At 42.1% G+C, this 17,197-nt stretch carries 11 protein-coding genes; 1 reads left to right on the forward strand and 10 read right to left on the reverse strand.

Going from position 1 to position 17,197, the window contains the following annotated elements:
• Positions 1-182 precede the first annotated feature (182 nt).
• Together L0657_RS08415 and L0657_RS08420 are read right to left on the reverse strand one after the other, a co-directional pair.
• On the reverse strand, positions 183-1,019 hold the full coding sequence (locus tag L0657_RS08415) for a carboxypeptidase-like regulatory domain-containing protein (protein WP_235150140.1): 837 nt from the start codon (positions 1,017-1,019) through the stop codon (positions 183-185).
• A 176-nt stretch (positions 1,020-1,195) separates the two neighbouring features.
• Positions 1,196-3,592, reverse strand: coding sequence for an ABC transporter permease (locus L0657_RS08420; protein ID WP_235150141.1), 2,397 nt, complete (start codon positions 3,590-3,592; stop codon positions 1,196-1,198).
• 696 nt (positions 3,593-4,288) lie between these two features.
• Between L0657_RS08420 and L0657_RS08425 the strand changes: the two genes are divergently transcribed.
• On the forward strand, positions 4,289-5,362 hold the full coding sequence (locus L0657_RS08425) for a M14 family metallopeptidase (protein WP_235150142.1): 1,074 nt from the start codon (positions 4,289-4,291) through the stop codon (positions 5,360-5,362).
• A 63-nt stretch (positions 5,363-5,425) separates the two neighbouring features.
• Here the strand turns inward: L0657_RS08425 and L0657_RS08430 are convergent, their stop codons facing one another.
• The 8 genes from L0657_RS08430 to L0657_RS08465 all read right to left on the reverse strand — a co-directional run bounded on the left by L0657_RS08430 (position 5,426) and on the right by L0657_RS08465 (position 16,881).
• Positions 5,426-6,397: a zinc-binding alcohol dehydrogenase family protein gene (locus L0657_RS08430; protein WP_235150143.1), complete on the reverse strand. Its 972-nt coding sequence runs from the start codon at positions 6,395-6,397 to the stop codon at positions 5,426-5,428.
• 144 nt (positions 6,398-6,541) lie between these two features.
• Entirely contained in the window at positions 6,542-7,237 is a 696-nt protein-coding gene (locus L0657_RS08435; protein ID WP_235150144.1) for a hypothetical protein, read from the reverse strand.
• Between the two features lie 11 nt (positions 7,238-7,248).
• The gene (locus L0657_RS08440) at positions 7,249-8,187 is read right to left on the reverse strand and encodes a Na/Pi cotransporter family protein (RefSeq protein WP_235150145.1); all 939 of its coding nucleotides are present in this window, start codon (positions 8,185-8,187) and stop codon (positions 7,249-7,251) included.
• 70 nt (positions 8,188-8,257) lie between these two features.
• On the reverse strand, positions 8,258-9,424 hold the full coding sequence (locus tag L0657_RS08445) for a glycosyltransferase family 4 protein (RefSeq protein ID WP_235150146.1): 1,167 nt from the start codon (positions 9,422-9,424) through the stop codon (positions 8,258-8,260).
• Complete coding sequence (locus L0657_RS08450) at positions 9,424-10,413, reverse strand: lysylphosphatidylglycerol synthase transmembrane domain-containing protein (protein WP_235150147.1); 990 nt, start codon at positions 10,411-10,413, stop codon at positions 9,424-9,426. The genes L0657_RS08445 and L0657_RS08450 overlap by 1 nt, the downstream gene beginning before the upstream one ends.
• A gap of 22 nt (positions 10,414-10,435) precedes the next feature.
• On the reverse strand, positions 10,436-11,596 hold the full coding sequence (locus L0657_RS08455) for a glycosyltransferase family 1 protein (RefSeq protein WP_235150148.1): 1,161 nt from the start codon (positions 11,594-11,596) through the stop codon (positions 10,436-10,438).
• 213 nt (positions 11,597-11,809) lie between these two features.
• Entirely contained in the window at positions 11,810-13,579 is a 1,770-nt protein-coding gene (locus L0657_RS08460; RefSeq protein ID WP_235150149.1) for a RagB/SusD family nutrient uptake outer membrane protein, read from the reverse strand.
• A gap of 8 nt (positions 13,580-13,587) precedes the next feature.
• Positions 13,588-16,881, reverse strand: a complete 3,294-nt coding sequence (locus tag L0657_RS08465; RefSeq protein WP_235150150.1) for a TonB-dependent receptor — start codon at positions 16,879-16,881, stop codon at positions 13,588-13,590.
• Positions 16,882-17,197 lie beyond the last annotated feature (316 nt).

The following is a 17,197-nucleotide window of genomic DNA, read 5'->3' on the forward strand; positions in this document are numbered from 1 at the left end:
AGAATAAAAATCCCTGCCGCAAGGCAAACATGAAAAGACGTCACAGATCAAAAACGGCTCAATTACCAGCAGCTAAGTACGCAAGGATCTGTGAGAGAAAGCGGTGATCAGCGCCTGAGAGCCATTTCCTTTATTATATCTTTATTGCCAATTTTGACATGCTACGGGCCGTCGGACAATAGCTATTGAGCACTGTTAGTATTATGAGGTGGTTTATACGTTTCAAAAAACATCGTTGGTGTTGCGTTCGATTTTGTTACTGAAAATGGTTCTTCCGGTGTTTTTCTTGTATACAAAAAACCTGCTTCCCTTGATGTTGAAATTGTTAGAAGATAACTTTCATTTCTTATTTCGTTTTTTACCCAGGCATCGACCCACTCAACGGCGACAATAATATTTTGATCAATCACAAGATTATAACGAGATAGATCTACTGTCACCCATTTTTGGTCGTTAACAACATTAAAAAAAACATTTTCTTTAATTATTTCTTCCTTCAAATTACCTGAATAATTCTCCCCGATCGGCAAAAAGTGGAGCCTAAAACGCACGCTGTCAAATTCGCATGCGTCAAGATGCATTTTAAATTTGGATAGTTGCAGTGGGGTCTCTTTTGTTTCAATTGCCACGCCCCGTAAACGACCTCTGGAACTGACATAATCACCCCAACCTGTGTACCGGGAACTCGGATTTTTGTTACCGATAACAATTATTTCTCTTTTCCCACGCGTCACCACTTCGTGAAGCAAGAGGGGATTTGAAATCAGCTTAATGTCGTATTTGGATTCTGATAAGCTGCTCTTTACGAATGTTTTGTTGGCATATCCAAGATAACTTACGACGATCGTATCTGTTAAAACTGCATTCGAGATATTGATATGGAAATGCCCTTTTGAGTCAGCTATTCCTCCAATACTTTTTCCTTTAACGCCAATATTTGCATATGGGAGAGGCGTTCCGTTTTGGCTATCCACAATTATTCCTGAAAATGTTTGACCAAATAAGCTTGATGAAAACATTAAAAAAAGGCTTAACAATTTTATTTTCACGTCTAACAAGGATATCTGGGTTTAGGGGTATCTTTCAAAGGATTAAACCATAAGATTATACTAGCCGGAAGAACGCTTTATTGATAGAGCGATACATTCTCCGGGAGGGTTATTGAGCGGAAGACAATTCAAAGCTCTTTATCTGCTTAATTAACTTTAAGTGAGGACGTTGTATTTTCAAAAGCCGCTTTCAACGAATGATAACCAACCGTCGTCAAAGTAATTATTATCAGAAGTAATCCGGCAATGATAAAGACATCCAAGCTGACTGGCACATGATATGCAAAGTTTTGTAACCACCAATCGATGAACCAATATGCTAGTGGGAAACCAATGCCAATCGCAATGGAAATGAGTATCATTAAATCTTTTGTGAGCAAAATAATTACACTACTGAGGTTAGCTCCGAGTACTTTCCTGATACCGATTTCCTTCTTTCTGCGCTCTGTTGTAAATGCTGTCAAGCCTAAAAGCCCGAGGCAAGAAATAATCATGGTCAGGATTGTCAGATATCCCGCCAGCTCACTGGTAAGCTTTTCGGAAGTATACTGCACCTGGTAGTCGTGGTCAAGAAATTGGTGATTAAAGAGATAGCCAGGATTGAATTTTTTATATAAAGCACGTATTTGGCTGATGGCTTGTTTTTCTTTTCCAGCCTCAATCTTAGCCATTACAATCGTTGTCTCTGCGGGTGAAAAATAGAATATAAATGGTTTAATCGGCTCGTGCATCGAGTTAAAATGAAAATCGTTTGTGATGCCAATGATTTGGTGTGTATTGCCACCGATTTTGATGGTTTTGCCAACAGGATCACGGATACCCATGGCTTTAACAGCAGTTTCATTGAGAATAATTTTAGATTCTTCTGTGCCAAAACTTTTTGAAAAGCTCCGACCTTCCTTTATTTTTATTCCAATTGTTTCAAGAAGATCATAGTTGACGGGCATTTTAAAAAACCGGATTTCATCGTTGTCGTTTTTCCCTTCCCAACGTACGCCCGTACCCAGACCTTGCGTGACGTCCGGGAGAATGATTTTCTGCTGGCTGCTGGAAGCATTAACTACCCCCGGTATTGCTTTTAGTTGTGCAATGAACGGTTCAGGTTGCAACGCCAACAGACCATCCATTTCAAAATAGATGATATTGTCCTTGTTATAACCCAGATCTTTTTCCTGTAAATAGCGGATTTGACGGTAAACGACCAATACGGAAACAACAAGGGAAATCGTAATTGAGAATTGGAAAACTACTAAACCTTTTCTTATCAATAATTCACCGAAAGAATTGACCAAGGACCCTTTAAGCGTAACTGAGGGGCTGAAACGGGAAAGGTAAAATGCTGGATAACTTCCTGCGATTAATCCGGTAACGGTTGAAATAGCAGTGATATATGAAATTGATCTGATGTTAAATTGTAGCGATAAATTCTTGTTAGTAATAAAATTGAATTGTGGAAGAAGAAGCCAGGTCAAGAAAATAGCGAGCAGTAAGGCAGCGAAACTCAGCATTAAAGATTCGCTCAAAAATTGAACAATCAGTATTGACCTGCTCGCTCCTAATGCTTTTTTAACGCCTACTTCTTTTGCCCGTCTCGATGCTTTTGCGGTAGACAGGTTCATGAAATTTATGCACGCTATTGTCAGGATAATTATCCCAATAATAGAAAATAATCGGACATACAAGATCCTGCCACCTGTTTGGGTACCATTTTCATATTTGTCGTGTAAATAGCTGTCTGAATATTTTCGGATAAATAAACTGGATGTCGAGTCGTCAAAGCTGATTTTAGAAAAAGCTGCGATTTTCTTATTTACTATTTCGGCATCCGAGGCTTCTTTTAAAACAATGAAGTTGTTAAAAGGTCCGCTGCTGGATAGTTGGTCACTTCTGGGCACTATCTGATTCCAGGCGTCCATAGATAAAATAAAATCAAATTTTTGGGAAGAACTGGTGGGGAAGTTTTCAAAAACGCCGGATACCAAACATTTTTCTGAAAACGATTGCCATTTCCATTCCAGGACTTTACCCATGGCCTGCTCGGGAGAATCAAACAGTTTCCGGGCAAGTTCTTCCGAGATAGCGATTGTCTTTTTGCCTTTGAGCACTTCGTTTTTATTACCGATTGATAATGGGAAGGAAAATGCTTTAAAATAGTCGCTGCTTATAAAATTTCCTTTGGCACCAATAGTTTTGGTATCCGTGGAAAGACTGAAATTTTGAAACCAGGAAACAGGTGTGGATGTCACGGCCAATGCTATTTCAGGGAATTCTTTACGAAGAATGTCACCAATTCTTTCACCTGTTCCATTGCTGGTAACAACTCCATTGCTGCTTTTTTGATGAATCATTACCTGGTAGAGATGTTTATCATTTTCATGAAATTTATCAATACTAAGCTCATCAGCAACCCAAAGAGAAATAAGAAAAACACAGGTCATGGCGGTAGATAACCCTACAAGGTTAAAAACAGTAGACAGTCTATCTTTTACCAGATGACTTACAGACGTCTTCATGTGATTCCTAAGCAAGTCGAAATGTAACATACAGGATTTTGTTTGGATCAATACTAACCTCTAATATTGACAAATAAATCTTATATATACAATATTCTTATATATTATGGATAACTATTTTCTTGACTGAAGATGATAATTGTAGGTTTTTTCAAACACAGAATTCAATGTAACAATTTCCGCCTTAAAGTTCTCCCGACTTTTTTCGTAGGTAAAGTAAGAAAATAAAAAAGGAACCGCAGACGAACCAAGCCATACCATCTATCAATATTTTTCTTTTGTCAGCAACGGCTTCTCCGAATATTAGTCGCGACAAAAAATATGTAGAAGGGTGGTCAACAATTGACAAAGGATTGGTTTTTAATACTTCGACAAAACATTTGATCGCCCTCTGGTAACATGTGCCAGCCAAAAAAAATAGTATCATCGCTAATATTATTTGAGTATTGCAAATTCCATAACCAAACCACGAGCACTAACGCCTACACAAAGTAAACAAAGTTTTAATAAACGATAATAAGAATGCATGTTAACGTTTTGCTACAATTTTAGTGCTTAGGTGTTTTATTTTAAAGCGAAGAAAAAGAATTGGTTTGGTGCCATGAACTGACATTGATTAAGTCAATAAAGTCTCTATATTTGCAACATTGTTGCAATAAAAATCATTAATCTTACTGTTATCCTTAGAATTTTATTAACAGGCTTTTAAAAAATTTATACTAAAAAATGAAGAATAAAATTATACTATTTTTTTGTGCGATGTTTATGTCGGGCTTTGCAATAGCGCAGTCTTCATATTTTTTTCAAAACGAAGAAGTCAAGGCGGGTACTAAAAAACATTTTCTGGTACCGATCGTAACTGGAAAAGATTCAACATTTATTCCTGTTTCTGTTTTTAACGGTGTTAGGAATGGAGAAACTTTGGGAATCACCGCGGGAGTTCACGGATATGAATATGCGCCGATTATGGGTGCACAAAAATTGATTCGTTCAATCAACCCTCAGAAATTAATGGGCGTTGTCATCCTTGTTCAGCTTGCCGGGTTGGATAGCTTTTTGGGAAGGTCGCCTTACGTGAGTCCTGTTGATAAAAAGAATTTGAACAGATCTTTTCCAGGTAGTAAAAATGGATCAAATACGGACAAGGTCGCCAACTTTATAACAGAGCAGATTATTTCTAAGTCCAATTATTTCCTGGATATGCATTCAGGAGACGCGCCGGAGGATCTGATGCGTTATGGCGCCTATTATAGTAACAGCAGCTTGCCTGAGATTTCTGCTAAGGGAAAAGAAATGGCTTATGCACTGGGATTTGATCATGTGGTGGTTTTTAATACCGACGGTAAAGCCTATATGAAAAAGGCTGAATCAAGTCTATACTGTACCGCCGAGGCTTTTAAGAGAGGAATTCCATCCGTCGATATCGAATGTGGACGACTGGGGATTGTAGAGCAGGCGGCGGTAGATAAGGTGGAAACGAGCGTATTAAATTTGCTGGATTATTTAAAGTTCCTTCCACTATCTCAGCCAAAAACTCAAACGGTCAAGCCAAGCTTAATTTCCAACAGAATTTACACCTCCTCAAAATTTGATGGAATATTTTATCCAGCCAAAAAAGCAGGAGATCAGGTTACTAAGGGAATGAAACTGGGACACATAACTGATTATTTTGGTAACATTCTGCAAACTATATACGCAGAAGCGGATGGTTTGTTGTTATTGATAATCACCACACCTCCAATAAACAAAGGAGAGGATGTGACGGTAATCGCTAAAATTGACCAGGATTTATCGAAGTGACTTCCTTAATTCAAAATTGGTCTGGCCTGCTAAATAATGAGGTATATAGCAGGCCAGACTGATTCATATGACGACAACCAAACGCTTACCATCGGGAATTGCCGTGTCCCAGTGTTGTTCAATACTTTCAATGCCGATAGCGACGGTTTCGACTTTTAGTTTTCCTTCTGCCGCCATGGCAAACATTTCCGGAAGTATCTCTGTCATCAGCAGGTGAACCTGTGGCTTGGACCACGAGCCGAGGCCAGAGCCGGATAATTGGAGGTCGACACTTCTAAGTATCATAGCTGACAATTGGATCGAATCTCCCGCCAAACTGCCAACGGATACGTATTTCGTTTTAGTTGTAAAAGCGCCTTTCCCTTTCAAACTGTCCAAAATGATTTCAGCCGAACGCCCCCATAAGTAATCAACGATTACGTTAAAGGGCGTTTCGGAATGGATGGCTTTGAGCTGCTCAGAAAGTTCTTCCTCAGTTTGTAAAAGTGAGATAATTTTGTCCGCACCCAGGGATAACAAATCTTGTAAAGACTGGGCACTCCGACCAGTCACTATCACCGTTTTCGCTCCATAATATTTAGCCAGCTGAACTGCTACGCGGCCCGTAAAACCCGTTGCGCCATTGATGAGAACTACATCTCCTTTTTGTATATCTGCCTTGAAGCGTAAACCCATGGCAGCACCAATGACTGCGTTTGGAAGCGCTGCTGCGGTCACATCATCAACATTATCAGGTATTTTAACCATACGTTTTTTATCGATGATCGCTTTTTCCGCCATTGACCCGCTTACACTGGTTGCGTATACCCGCGTTCCGTCATCCAGAACAAATACCCCGTCGCCACCAACAACGGTCGCTTCGGTAGCACTGATATCACTCGAATAGTGTGCACCGGTAGCGCGTGCTTTTTCATATTGGGTTACGGCGACCGCTTTCACTGAAACTAGTAATTGGTCGTCAGCCTGAACTTTCGGTTCCTGGAAATCCGCGCAACGAGGCTGTTTTTCGTTTTTATATATTACTACTGCTTTCATTTTATAACAATTAAAGTAAGGCACAAAACTACCCACAAGGGCGTGCGCAGACGATAACATATGTTACTAAATGAAAGCCGTGCAATTATGATTAAACAAGAAAGGCACTATTTCAAACATCGCTTCAATAAACATTAAATCGAACTATATCTTCTTCTTTTTCAAATGGCTTATTAAGTTTTGAGCTTGTTCAATATAAAGTTTTGTCGTAGCAGACTGAATAAATATTGCGAGCTTTTTAATTGTGATGTCTTTATCTTCTGTGTCAGCGTACGCATGGATTTTTGTTAATGTTATTCCTTCCTCGCGCATCTTGAAGGCAATTTGTTGTAAACCTTTTACCGGATTATCGCGGTCGATTGATATTGGAATATTTATCCCGCCTTCGATATGTATTATGGACGCTTTTATTTTTTCAAAATAATCAGCGCTGGTGGGCAGGTAAAGTGGTAAGACATGCACCAATACTGTGGGATGAAAAGTTTTTAAAATTTGGTCTGGCTGGGATAAAAATGCATCTTCAACAAACTTGCTGGCAACTTCAAAGCGCTCCAGGTCCGCCAGAATCTGAATTATACAAAGGCTCACTGATGCATAATTGCGGTGGTCGGTTGAATATTGGTTCCAGAGAGTCATGTACAAATCCAGCGATCGTTGCAGCTCCCCATTTTTCCAATAGCTAACTGCTTGATGCAGTGTTATCTTTCGTATTAGTTCAATATCTTTCGCCGCCTCAGGATATTCCCGGTAAAACGCATCAATCAGCGCATCTGTGCTTTGAAAGTCAGATTTGTGAATGTTAAGAACCAGCTGGTGGAATCTTTCGTTTATTTCATCCATGCATATTAAATTTACACCGATTTTTTCTCCGGCAGGAAACGATTCAGCAATTTCTCGAACAGCGGTATAAGTGGAAGAAAGAGCAGGACACCGGCAATATTGAAGATCATGTGCGCATTTGCAATTTTCTGCTGAATTCCGGCCCCGCCCGAAATCCATTCGATAAACTGGTTGAATAGCGGGAATATTGCAAGCCCAGCTGCAATGCAGATTATATTAAACATCAAATGAAATAAGCCGGTTTTTACAGCCTGCCGATCTGAACGGATTGTTGCCAGCAGCGTGTCGGAACAGGTTCCGAGCTCGGCACCGAGCATCACGGCAATAGCGCCAGGAAGATTGATCAATTCTTTTTTTGCCAGGGTAATGACCATACCCACAGTAGCCGAAGAAGACTGAATAACCAGCGTTACCAGCGCGCCAATAAATGTTCCGCGTATCGGGCTGTCCAGTTTTGCCATCCAGTCAACAAATTTTTCATGGTCTCTCAGTGGTTCAACTGCTCGTTCCATCGTATACAAGCCAAAAAACAGAATCCCAAAATAAAGAATGACACGCCCCGTGCTCGAAACTTTTTCACTTTTTGCAAAGAAGCTAAAAACCAGGCCCAGGAAGATGGGGATAGGAGAGTACTGGCCAATATCCAGCGCAATTAGCTGGCTCGAAAAGGTCGTACCGATATTGGCACCCATAACCACTCCCAGAGATTGTCGGAAAGTTAGCGCGCCTGTATTGACAAGCACAATGGTCATGATGATTACGGCCGAGGAAGAATCCAGGATAACAGTTGCGACAGTTCCTGTCAGGACGGCTGAGAAAATATTTTGGGTAAACAAATTCAGCCATTTATTGGTCTTGTTACCAATAATTTCCTTCAAAGTATCCGAAAGATTGTTGACCGCAAAAAGGAAAAGCCCGAGCCCTCCCAGTACCATTAGAAATATATCCATCAGAAGCGTTTACGGCAAGTTATCATCTGAATATTAACTCAGTGTTACTGCTGAATGAATTTATTAATGATTATTCTTTTTCTTGCAATGCACAGAAATGTTCGTAATACTGCCGGACCATTTTATCCCAACCGAAGTTTTGGGCTGTGTAGTCAGGAGCCTGAACCGAGTTGAATATGTCCGGGTTTTCAATAAAGTCATTCAATGCCTGCGTCCATGCCTGGGAATCAAGCGTAGGAAGCAAGGTGCCGTTTTTTTCATTATGTACTGCGCTGGTTATCCCTTCAATATTAGAAGCAAACACCCAATTCCCGGCCAGAGAAGCCTCCAGACAAACCAGCCCGAAACCTTCCATATCGCCTTCAACTGGTATATTCGGCATTATAAATCCGTCAGAATGATGCAGGATCATTTCTAAATCAGCCTGCGGGAGTTTTCCAAGATGTAGAACTTTGTTTTTAAGCTCATGTTTGTGCAACTGATGTCTCAGGTTGTTTTCGTCAGAAGGATATCCGAACATCAGCTGTAATTTGTTTTTGATATTCTCCGGGCAAAATTCCCAAAGTATATCTTTCCATGGCCTCTTGAAGTCGAATGGTCCGACAAATAAGACGATAAAATTTCCATGAACTCCTGGCATAACGTTTTCCAAAAACCAGGAAAACCCTTTTCGTTTGACAGGTCTTCCAATGGCCAGCAGTATCGTTTTGCCAATGAGGTTGAGTCCATATTTTTCTCGAAAATAACTCAGAAACAAATCCTGACTGCCCGTTATGGCAAGTTTATGATCTACTCCGTTGCAGATCGTGACCACCTTTTTTTTATCTATTCCACGGTCTACGCAAGCCTTTGCAGTTGCGTCGCTTACGGCGATGATCAGATCGAAACGATTAAATTTTGGAAGGATTAGTTTCTGATATCTTGTGCTTGGGAAAACAATGTCCAGTCCGTGCACAGTAACCACCCTTTTGATATGGTTATAACGCTTATGCCGGAGGGAAACCGTTGCAATTAACGCATCATTAAAATGGATGATCGAAATGGAAGGGAAACTTTCCAAAATTCTCATGATACGTTTCTCGAGGGATATAAAGAAACCAAGACGGCTGCCTTTTCCCTCATAAACAAGTGCATGGACTTTGGCTATTTTACCCATTCCGGTGATCAGCTCCAGACTTTGTTTTTCCATCCCACCGACAGCCGGCGGATATTTATGACTGACAAATAAAATCTCCATTAAGTGGTGCCGGGTATAGCTTTTATTTTTTTGTAATACAACAGGTAGATCGCCAGTCCAAATAGAATCCAGAATAGTTGGCGGCATCGCCTTAAAACAGAAAGTGTAAACCAGATATCCATATCGGAAACGCCAATCAGATCTAGCATAACCTTGTTGCCAAACTCTTCCACACCAATTTGCCCAGGGACAAACGCACCTGCTGATTTAAAAATAATGATACCCATATCAACGAACAGGACAGACGTTATGCTGGTGTTCACTCCCAGAACTTTCAGAATAAAATATATCTCCATGGATCCTGCTATCCAGTGAAGTGTAAAAAACAATGCGGAGAAAAATACGGCTTTTTTGTCTTTCTGAAAGAATAACTTAAACTCGGAGATGATGTGCCTGATATTTAATTTTTTATCGAGAAAGGCAAGTGTTTTGTTTTGTCTTAGTTTTTGTTTCGGTCGTTTTGAAAAAATGAAGTATAACAGAATCATCGAAAATGATATCAGCAAAAGCATCACTTTCCAGTCTGGACGCTGTAACGTGGAAGGGTTAATGAAGAATTTATTTCCGGGAATGCCAACGATGAAAAGTGTAACAAAAAACAGAAGTAGCTGTGTAACAGCCATTAACACTCTGCTCACCAAAACAGAAGCAATGATCTTTGCGTTTTCAAGACCTTTTTGTTGAAGAAGATAAACTTTAAAGGCTTCTCCGCCGATGACGCTGGCTGGGTTAATGATACTTAACATTTCACCCAGATGCCGGATTATAAAAAGGTCGGTAAGCTTCACTTTTTTACCATCCTCGCCTAGGCAAAATTTCCATCCAATGGTTGCCAGTAAATAAGCAAAGCCGGAGATAAGTATAAGATACAAAAATCGATAACCGAAGTTGTGAAGCGAGCGGGCCGCCAGTTGCCAATCTGTGGCCTGCACGAAAAATGCAAGGCACAGCAAAACAACAACCAACATGATAACTTTGAAAATTTTCATTCGTAATCCTGATCAAAGTCTGTTATGAGTGAAGAACTCCGGCAAGATTTTGCAGGTCATCGAAATAAATAGAAGCCAGATTATTCCAGTCAAGTCCCAGACTGAAATTTCTTCCCATTTGTGACATGTGATCCTTTAGCCCGGAATTTTCCAGAAGAATCTGAATTTTCTGAACATATTCAGTCTCATTTTCAGGATCACATTTGAACCCGTTTTCGCCCTGAATGACCAAATCTGCAGAGCCGCCTCCGTCTGCTATAACGCAAGGCAATCCGGATGCCATTGCTTCCAAAACAACGTTTCCATAAGTCTCAGAAATGGATGTGAAAACAAAAATGTCGCTCGAAGCATACAGGTTTGCCAGCTGATCGTGCGGTAAACTTCCTGTAAAAAATGCATTTTTCATCCGGCGCTGACAAGCTTCTTTTGCTGTGCCGTCGCCGGCAACGATAAAATTATATTGCAATTTATTGACCTGGCAATGGTTATAGATGCGGATAAGTGTTTCAAGATTCTTTTCCCATACCAGACGGCTGGCAAAAAGAATAGTCGGCAAATTGTTGCCGGTAATGGACTGCGCAAAACCGGACTCTTTTTTTGTCGGGCAAAATAACGAGGTATCAATCCCTCGTTTCCAAAGTTTGATTCTGTCTTGCTCGATACCTTGTTGCGTAAGCTCCGATGCCATCGTCTTCGACGGAACATAGACAATCTCACACCGGTTATAAAAACTGTTTTGTGAAGCGGCCACTTTGTTTTTGGCAAGTCCGATCAGGAAAGGAACCTTGCTTAAATAATAATCCAGATAGGCAATGAAATGAGTGTGGTAAATAGTCAGTACAGATATGTTTCGATCCTTCGCATAGTCCAGCGCAAAATGGCCAAGCGGTGAAGGTGTGGCAATATGAATTACATCCGGACCGAATGCTTTAAGCTCTTCGTTAAGGCTTGTTTCGGTCAGATAGGGTAACGCCATTGTATAATTCTTATTGAATGGCAGGGTGACACTGGGAATAACAACGCATTTGAAACCATTGATTTGCGCTGGCCCTTTTCCGCAAAAGAACTGAAATTCGAATTCATCTGAGGGAATTCGCCTGATCAGTTGGAACATAGTACGTGAAGCCCCGTCGAAATCTTCAATAAGAATTTCAGCAAAAAACGCGATCTTGATTTTTTTCATTATGCAATTACAACTTTTTAATCAACATCATAAAGGTAAACTTGGGTATAGGCTATTGAATAATAGAAATGAAATCTTTACAATTCCTTAACATGTGGGAAATCAGCATGCGCTTAATCAGATAAAACAACTGTCAAATATATTTTAGCAAAAAAACGAGGCTGCCGTTTCCGATAGCCTCGCTTATCAAATTCTTCAAATTCGAAAAAATTACTACCAACCTGGATTCTGCCCTAATGCGGGGTTTCGGGTACGATCTGCTTCGGGAATTGGGTAGAGATATTTTTTATCTGCCCATTCGCGTTGGCCTGGATTCCATATCAATTCACCTGATGTTCCTTTTGATAACTGGATACGCCCAACAGCTGTTGAAGGCGAAACATCAACAAACGCAATTCCTGCGGTTGAAGAAGTTGGTTTTGTTCCCTGGTAAAAATATACATCATTTTTACCATCAGCGTTGAGGTCGTATTCTCCTAATCCTGGTACATACATACCATTCAGAGGTGCATTTTGGAATAGATTTCCCAGCTTCCATCTTCTCAGGTCATCCGGACGTAGGCCTTCAAAAATCATTTCTGTACCGCGTTCCCTAAGCACTTCGAGCAAAACAGGATTGCTGAACTTATTAGCGAAGAAAGATACCATATAAGGATCAGCAGTCGTTGGGACGGTAGTCAAAGTAGCACCTGTGATGCCAGCTCTCTTGCGAAGCGCGCCGATTGTGTTGGTCCATTCGGTAGCCGTCATTCTGTCTAGCTCAGCCAATGCTTCTGCTTTATTCAGAAGGACTTCTCCCCATCGCATTACGATGTGCGCGTTGTCGTTGCGGCTTTCATCATCAAAAGGAAAACGCTCGTCGTAACTCCATTTAATTGGCTGATAACCTGTGTAGGTTTGACTAAAATTCGGTGGCGCAATAACAGGTGTTCCATTTTCAGTACGCGTATAGTCGCCGGTGCGGATGGTTTGTTTCAAACGCAGATCACGGTTTTTTACTTCCTCTACAAAAGGTGTTGTTTCATATCCAGCCTTGCTGGTAAATGGCGTTCCGTCCAGATTCAGATAAGTGTTGACGAAACGGCGCGTCAGGCTTGGGCGGTTACCATAAGTCGGGCTGATAAAGCGGCGGTTGGCCGAGCTGTAAACCTGCAAGCTCGCATTTAAGGCAACTGAAAGAATCGTTTCGTCAGTATAGGCCGTCTTTGTGATGAACATTTCACGATAAGCACGATCAGGCACGCTGGTATGGAGTGTATATCCGGTGATCGCATTTGCTTCTTTTATTACCTCTTCATACCAGACGTTAGCAGTCGACTGCTTATTATCCTCCGTATGATATTTTCGCCACGACGCCTCAAATAGCGCAATACGCGTTTTGTAAGCACGTGCAACGTTTTTTGTAATCCGGGTTACCGAAGCGTCGGATGTCAAAGAAATATTTTCGATCGCGTAGTTGAGGTCCGCAAGAACTTTTTCCATCACTTCGTAACGGCTCATACGAGTACCATACAATGTTGCTTCGTCTTTAACGTCGATTGTCTTATCGATCCAGGGCACATCGCCGAATCTTTTTACTTTGTCGAAATAAAACAAAGCCCGGAAGAAGCGCGCAGTACCCAGATAATGATTCTTGGTTGGTATCGTACTTTTTTCTGCGTTTTCAATAAAATAATTGATGTTGCGTAGTTGCACCCAGTTCCAGCCGGTGCTGGTAATCGGGCTAAGCGCATTTACGGCCAGATAGTCGTCCACGCCATTACGGGCAACAAGGTCAGAGTTGTCGTCGATCTGGAATACACCCACATCGGTATCAGGCAATAGGTTGTAAAACGAGCCAACATAAAGTTCCAAACCACTTTCTGAGCCAAAAACAGCTTCGTTGGTAGCGGTATCCACCGGCACCTCAGTGAGGTCGCATGAGCTGGCCGTGGCAAGAAGCATAACGGCCAAGGTATAACTGATTATTTTTTTAGTCTTCATAAATTCCATTAAAAATTAAGTGACAAGCCGATTGACACAGATTTTAACATTGGATAATTGTATCCGTCGCCGCTTCCGCCTGTGCCAAGATCGCGGTCAGATCCGTAAATACTTGTTACGTCTGTATCACGTGTCCATTTGTATAGTGGTGACCAAGTCCATAGGTTTTCGCCAGAGATATACACTTTAAGGTCGCGTGCATGAATTTTCGAGGTTAGGCGTTCCGGTATTGTATACCCAACTTGCAGGTTCTTCAATCGGATATAACCAACGTTCTGCATGAAACGGTCGTTGTTCACCTGCAAGGTGCGGCCTGTGCCTTGCGCTATATAACCGACAAGACGTGGGAGGTAAGCATCGAAATTTCCAAGCTCCTCGCGATACATATTATCCTGCTGCCAGCGCGGATAGGCGTTATAAGGACGGTTATATTGTCCCCAAAAACGCGCTTCAGCCGAAGGGTACCAGTTTTGTTTAATTACGCCCTGGAAGAAACTACCTACGAAGAAGCCATTCCAATCACCTGACAGGTTAACACCGTAAGTATAACGAGGTTCAGAGTTACCAACAATGGTTTTGTCACCTGAATTTCCAACACGGTTCAAGCCTTGATAAATGATATTATCGCCATCAAGATTTTCGAATTTGATGTCACCAGGGAAGTTTTTCCGCGTGTTCGTATTCGGTATGTTGCTCTGCGAAGGAGAATTGGCGATCTCATCTTGCGACCTGAACAAACCTGCAACTTTGTATCCCCAGATTTCACCCACACGCTGGCCTTCATAATAGTCAGTCAGGTTTTTGTCAGGGTTATTATATTTCGTAATTGTCGCTTTATAATCTGCCAACGTTAAACGCACATTGTAGTGGAAAGGCTTGGATGCCATATTGAACTGGTCATCCCAATTGATCGAAAGTTCCCATCCGTTGGTTTTCAAGTCAGCATAATTGCCAAAGGGAACGGCCGTGCCGTAAATGGCTGGAACAGTTGGTCCAACCGTGAACATATCCGTGGTTTTGCGCTGATAAATATCTCCTGAAAATTGAAGACGGCTGTTCAGAGCATAAAAGTCAAGACCTAGGTTGGCAGTAGTGGAAGTTTCCCAGCTCAAACCGTCAGGCACCACACCGGGCTGGCTGGTCGTTTGCGGACGGATACCATTGATCACGCGGCCCGACTGCAAAATGTTGAACTTCTCGTTGAATGCGTAAGGATCAATGTTACCGTTACCCAATGAGCCATAAGAAGCACGAACCTTCAAATTCGAGATCACTTTCGGGTCAACTTTCCAGAATGGCTCCTCGGATACGCGCCATCCGGCTGATACGGACGGGAAGAATGCCCATTGCTGATCGGTTGGGAATTTTGAAGAACCGTCATAACGTCCGTTCACTTCAAGCAGGTAACGCTCGCGGAAGTTATAGTTCAAACGGAAAAAACCACCTGCGACGGCCCATTTTTTGTAACCACCTGTTGTTGTAATACTTTGTCCCAGTGCGAGGTTAATATCGTCGGCGCCACTATAAACAATCCCGTTCCGCTGAGCAGCCAGATTGGTAGTAAGTGACCGCTCATAGTTAAAACCGCCTAATAAAGTGAAGTTATGCGTGTTGTTGAACGACTTTACATAATCCGCGTAAAAGTTGGTCGCCAGATAGTTGATCGTATTTCTTGCATCTGATATGTCATTTGTATTTGTACCAGTGTAACCAATAATACCCTTGGTGCGGCTATACGGAACCTGAACACGATTTTGCTGAGTAGCCAGGTCTGTACTCTGGAACGTCATGTTGGCTCTGATGGTCAGGGCCTTTTCGAAGAACTGCGCCTTCAACGCCGTCTGGTTTTTCATAAAACGCTGCGTCTGGTCTATCGCATTACGTCCATAGTAGTAGTCTCCCACTGTGTAAGCCGCAGAGAATGAAAGTGATCCATCCGGGTTTAGCAATGGAGCAAGCGGGTGACCTTCGTCGGCGATATTTCGATAGATACCACTTCCTTCCCCAACGTTGATCGGCTGATGGTACTTCATTTGCGAATACTCAGTGTTATTGTCAACGCGCAACCACGGGGTTATTTGAAGTCCACCCTTACCGCGGAAGTTGTACATGCTGTATTTATCCGTGTTGTAACGGAACAAACCATCCTGATTGTTGAAACGACCGCTTATTAAATAAGTAGCCTTATCGGTACCTCCTGCGATTGAAAGGGCGTGATCCTGAGCGCTAAGTCGTTTTTTGTACAATTCTTTATACCAGTCGGTGCTGTAATAATATTGGTACTCACCGGTCGTAGGATTTACTTCCACTTTTGGCAATGACGGATCCTCGTATCTTCTCTTTATCTCGGCCAGGTAGGCAGGGGAGAAACTGATGGTTTTATTAATCGCAGTCGGCGTGCTTCCGTTGTCGTTCCAACGTGACCATGCGTCGCTAAAACCTTGTGCCCATGGATAAGAATCTGTGATATTATCAGGTACTTCGGTAGGCGCTTTTACTGAGTAGTTGGCCGAATATGAAACCCTCATTTTTCCTTCCGGAGCTGGCTTTGTCGTGATGAGTACCACACCGAAAACGGCACGTGCTCCATAAATTGAAGCGGAAGCAGCATCTTTTAATACCGAAATACTTTCAATATCCTGCGGGTTTAGCATACGCGGATCGCCTTCAACTCCATCGATCAGGACGAGGGCACTTCCCTGCTGACCGATCGAGGTTGTACCGCGAACGTTGAACTTCGGCGATTGTGTAGGCTTGCCGTCGAACATCCGAATGTTCAGGTTAGGTACTACGCCCACCAGGCCTTGTGCGAGGTTAGGAATCGGACGATTTTGCAAAACTTCCTGTCCAACCTGGTCCACAGCGCCGGTCAGGTTTACTTTCTTTTGCGTACCATAACCCACAACCACCACTTCATTCAATGATTTGCTGTCGGCTTTTAATGCTACATCGATTGTGCCGCGTGTGCCTGTGGCAATTTCCTGGCTTAGGTAGCCTACGTAAGAAAATACCAAAATGGCACCGCCTTCCGGGATTTCGACGGAATAGTTACCACTCGCATCGGTAACGGTACCGATTTGGCTTCCTTTGATTACTACGTTCACGCCGGGGATTCCTTCTGGTGTGTCGCCGTCGGTCACCTTTCCTTTGACTTGTCTTTCAGCATTGGCAATCTTCACAGATTTGGCTGCGGTTTTAAGGTCCGTTTCAAAAGGTGTTTTTGCCCAGCCTGTGCCGCTGACCATTGCGATCAACGCCAACCGGGCAATCGATTTGGACAAGGGGCCCGTGAATGCGGACATCCTTTTGTTACATCGATACATAGGAGTAAATTTTTGGTATGGAAAATAATTAATGGGTTTGAGGCGGCGAAATTAGATAATCCGGCTATTCCGAACTTTCCGCCGCAGCTTATTTAACAATATGATAATTTCCGAAAGCTAGGAATGGAATATCCAGGTTGCCGAGAAGCACAGACGAGACAAGGCTTTGTTAATGAATTATTTATGGAATAAATTGTAATAAAAATACCAAAGGTTAGATTTAGATTTTTCTAAGTTTTTGAGATAGAAGTCTGAGGTTTTGGAGGTTAGCGTCTTTGCTTTGGAGAAAGCCTTA

Source organism: Dyadobacter sp. CY345, assembly GCF_021502725.1.
Taxonomy (GTDB): domain Bacteria; phylum Bacteroidota; class Bacteroidia; order Cytophagales; family Spirosomataceae; genus Dyadobacter.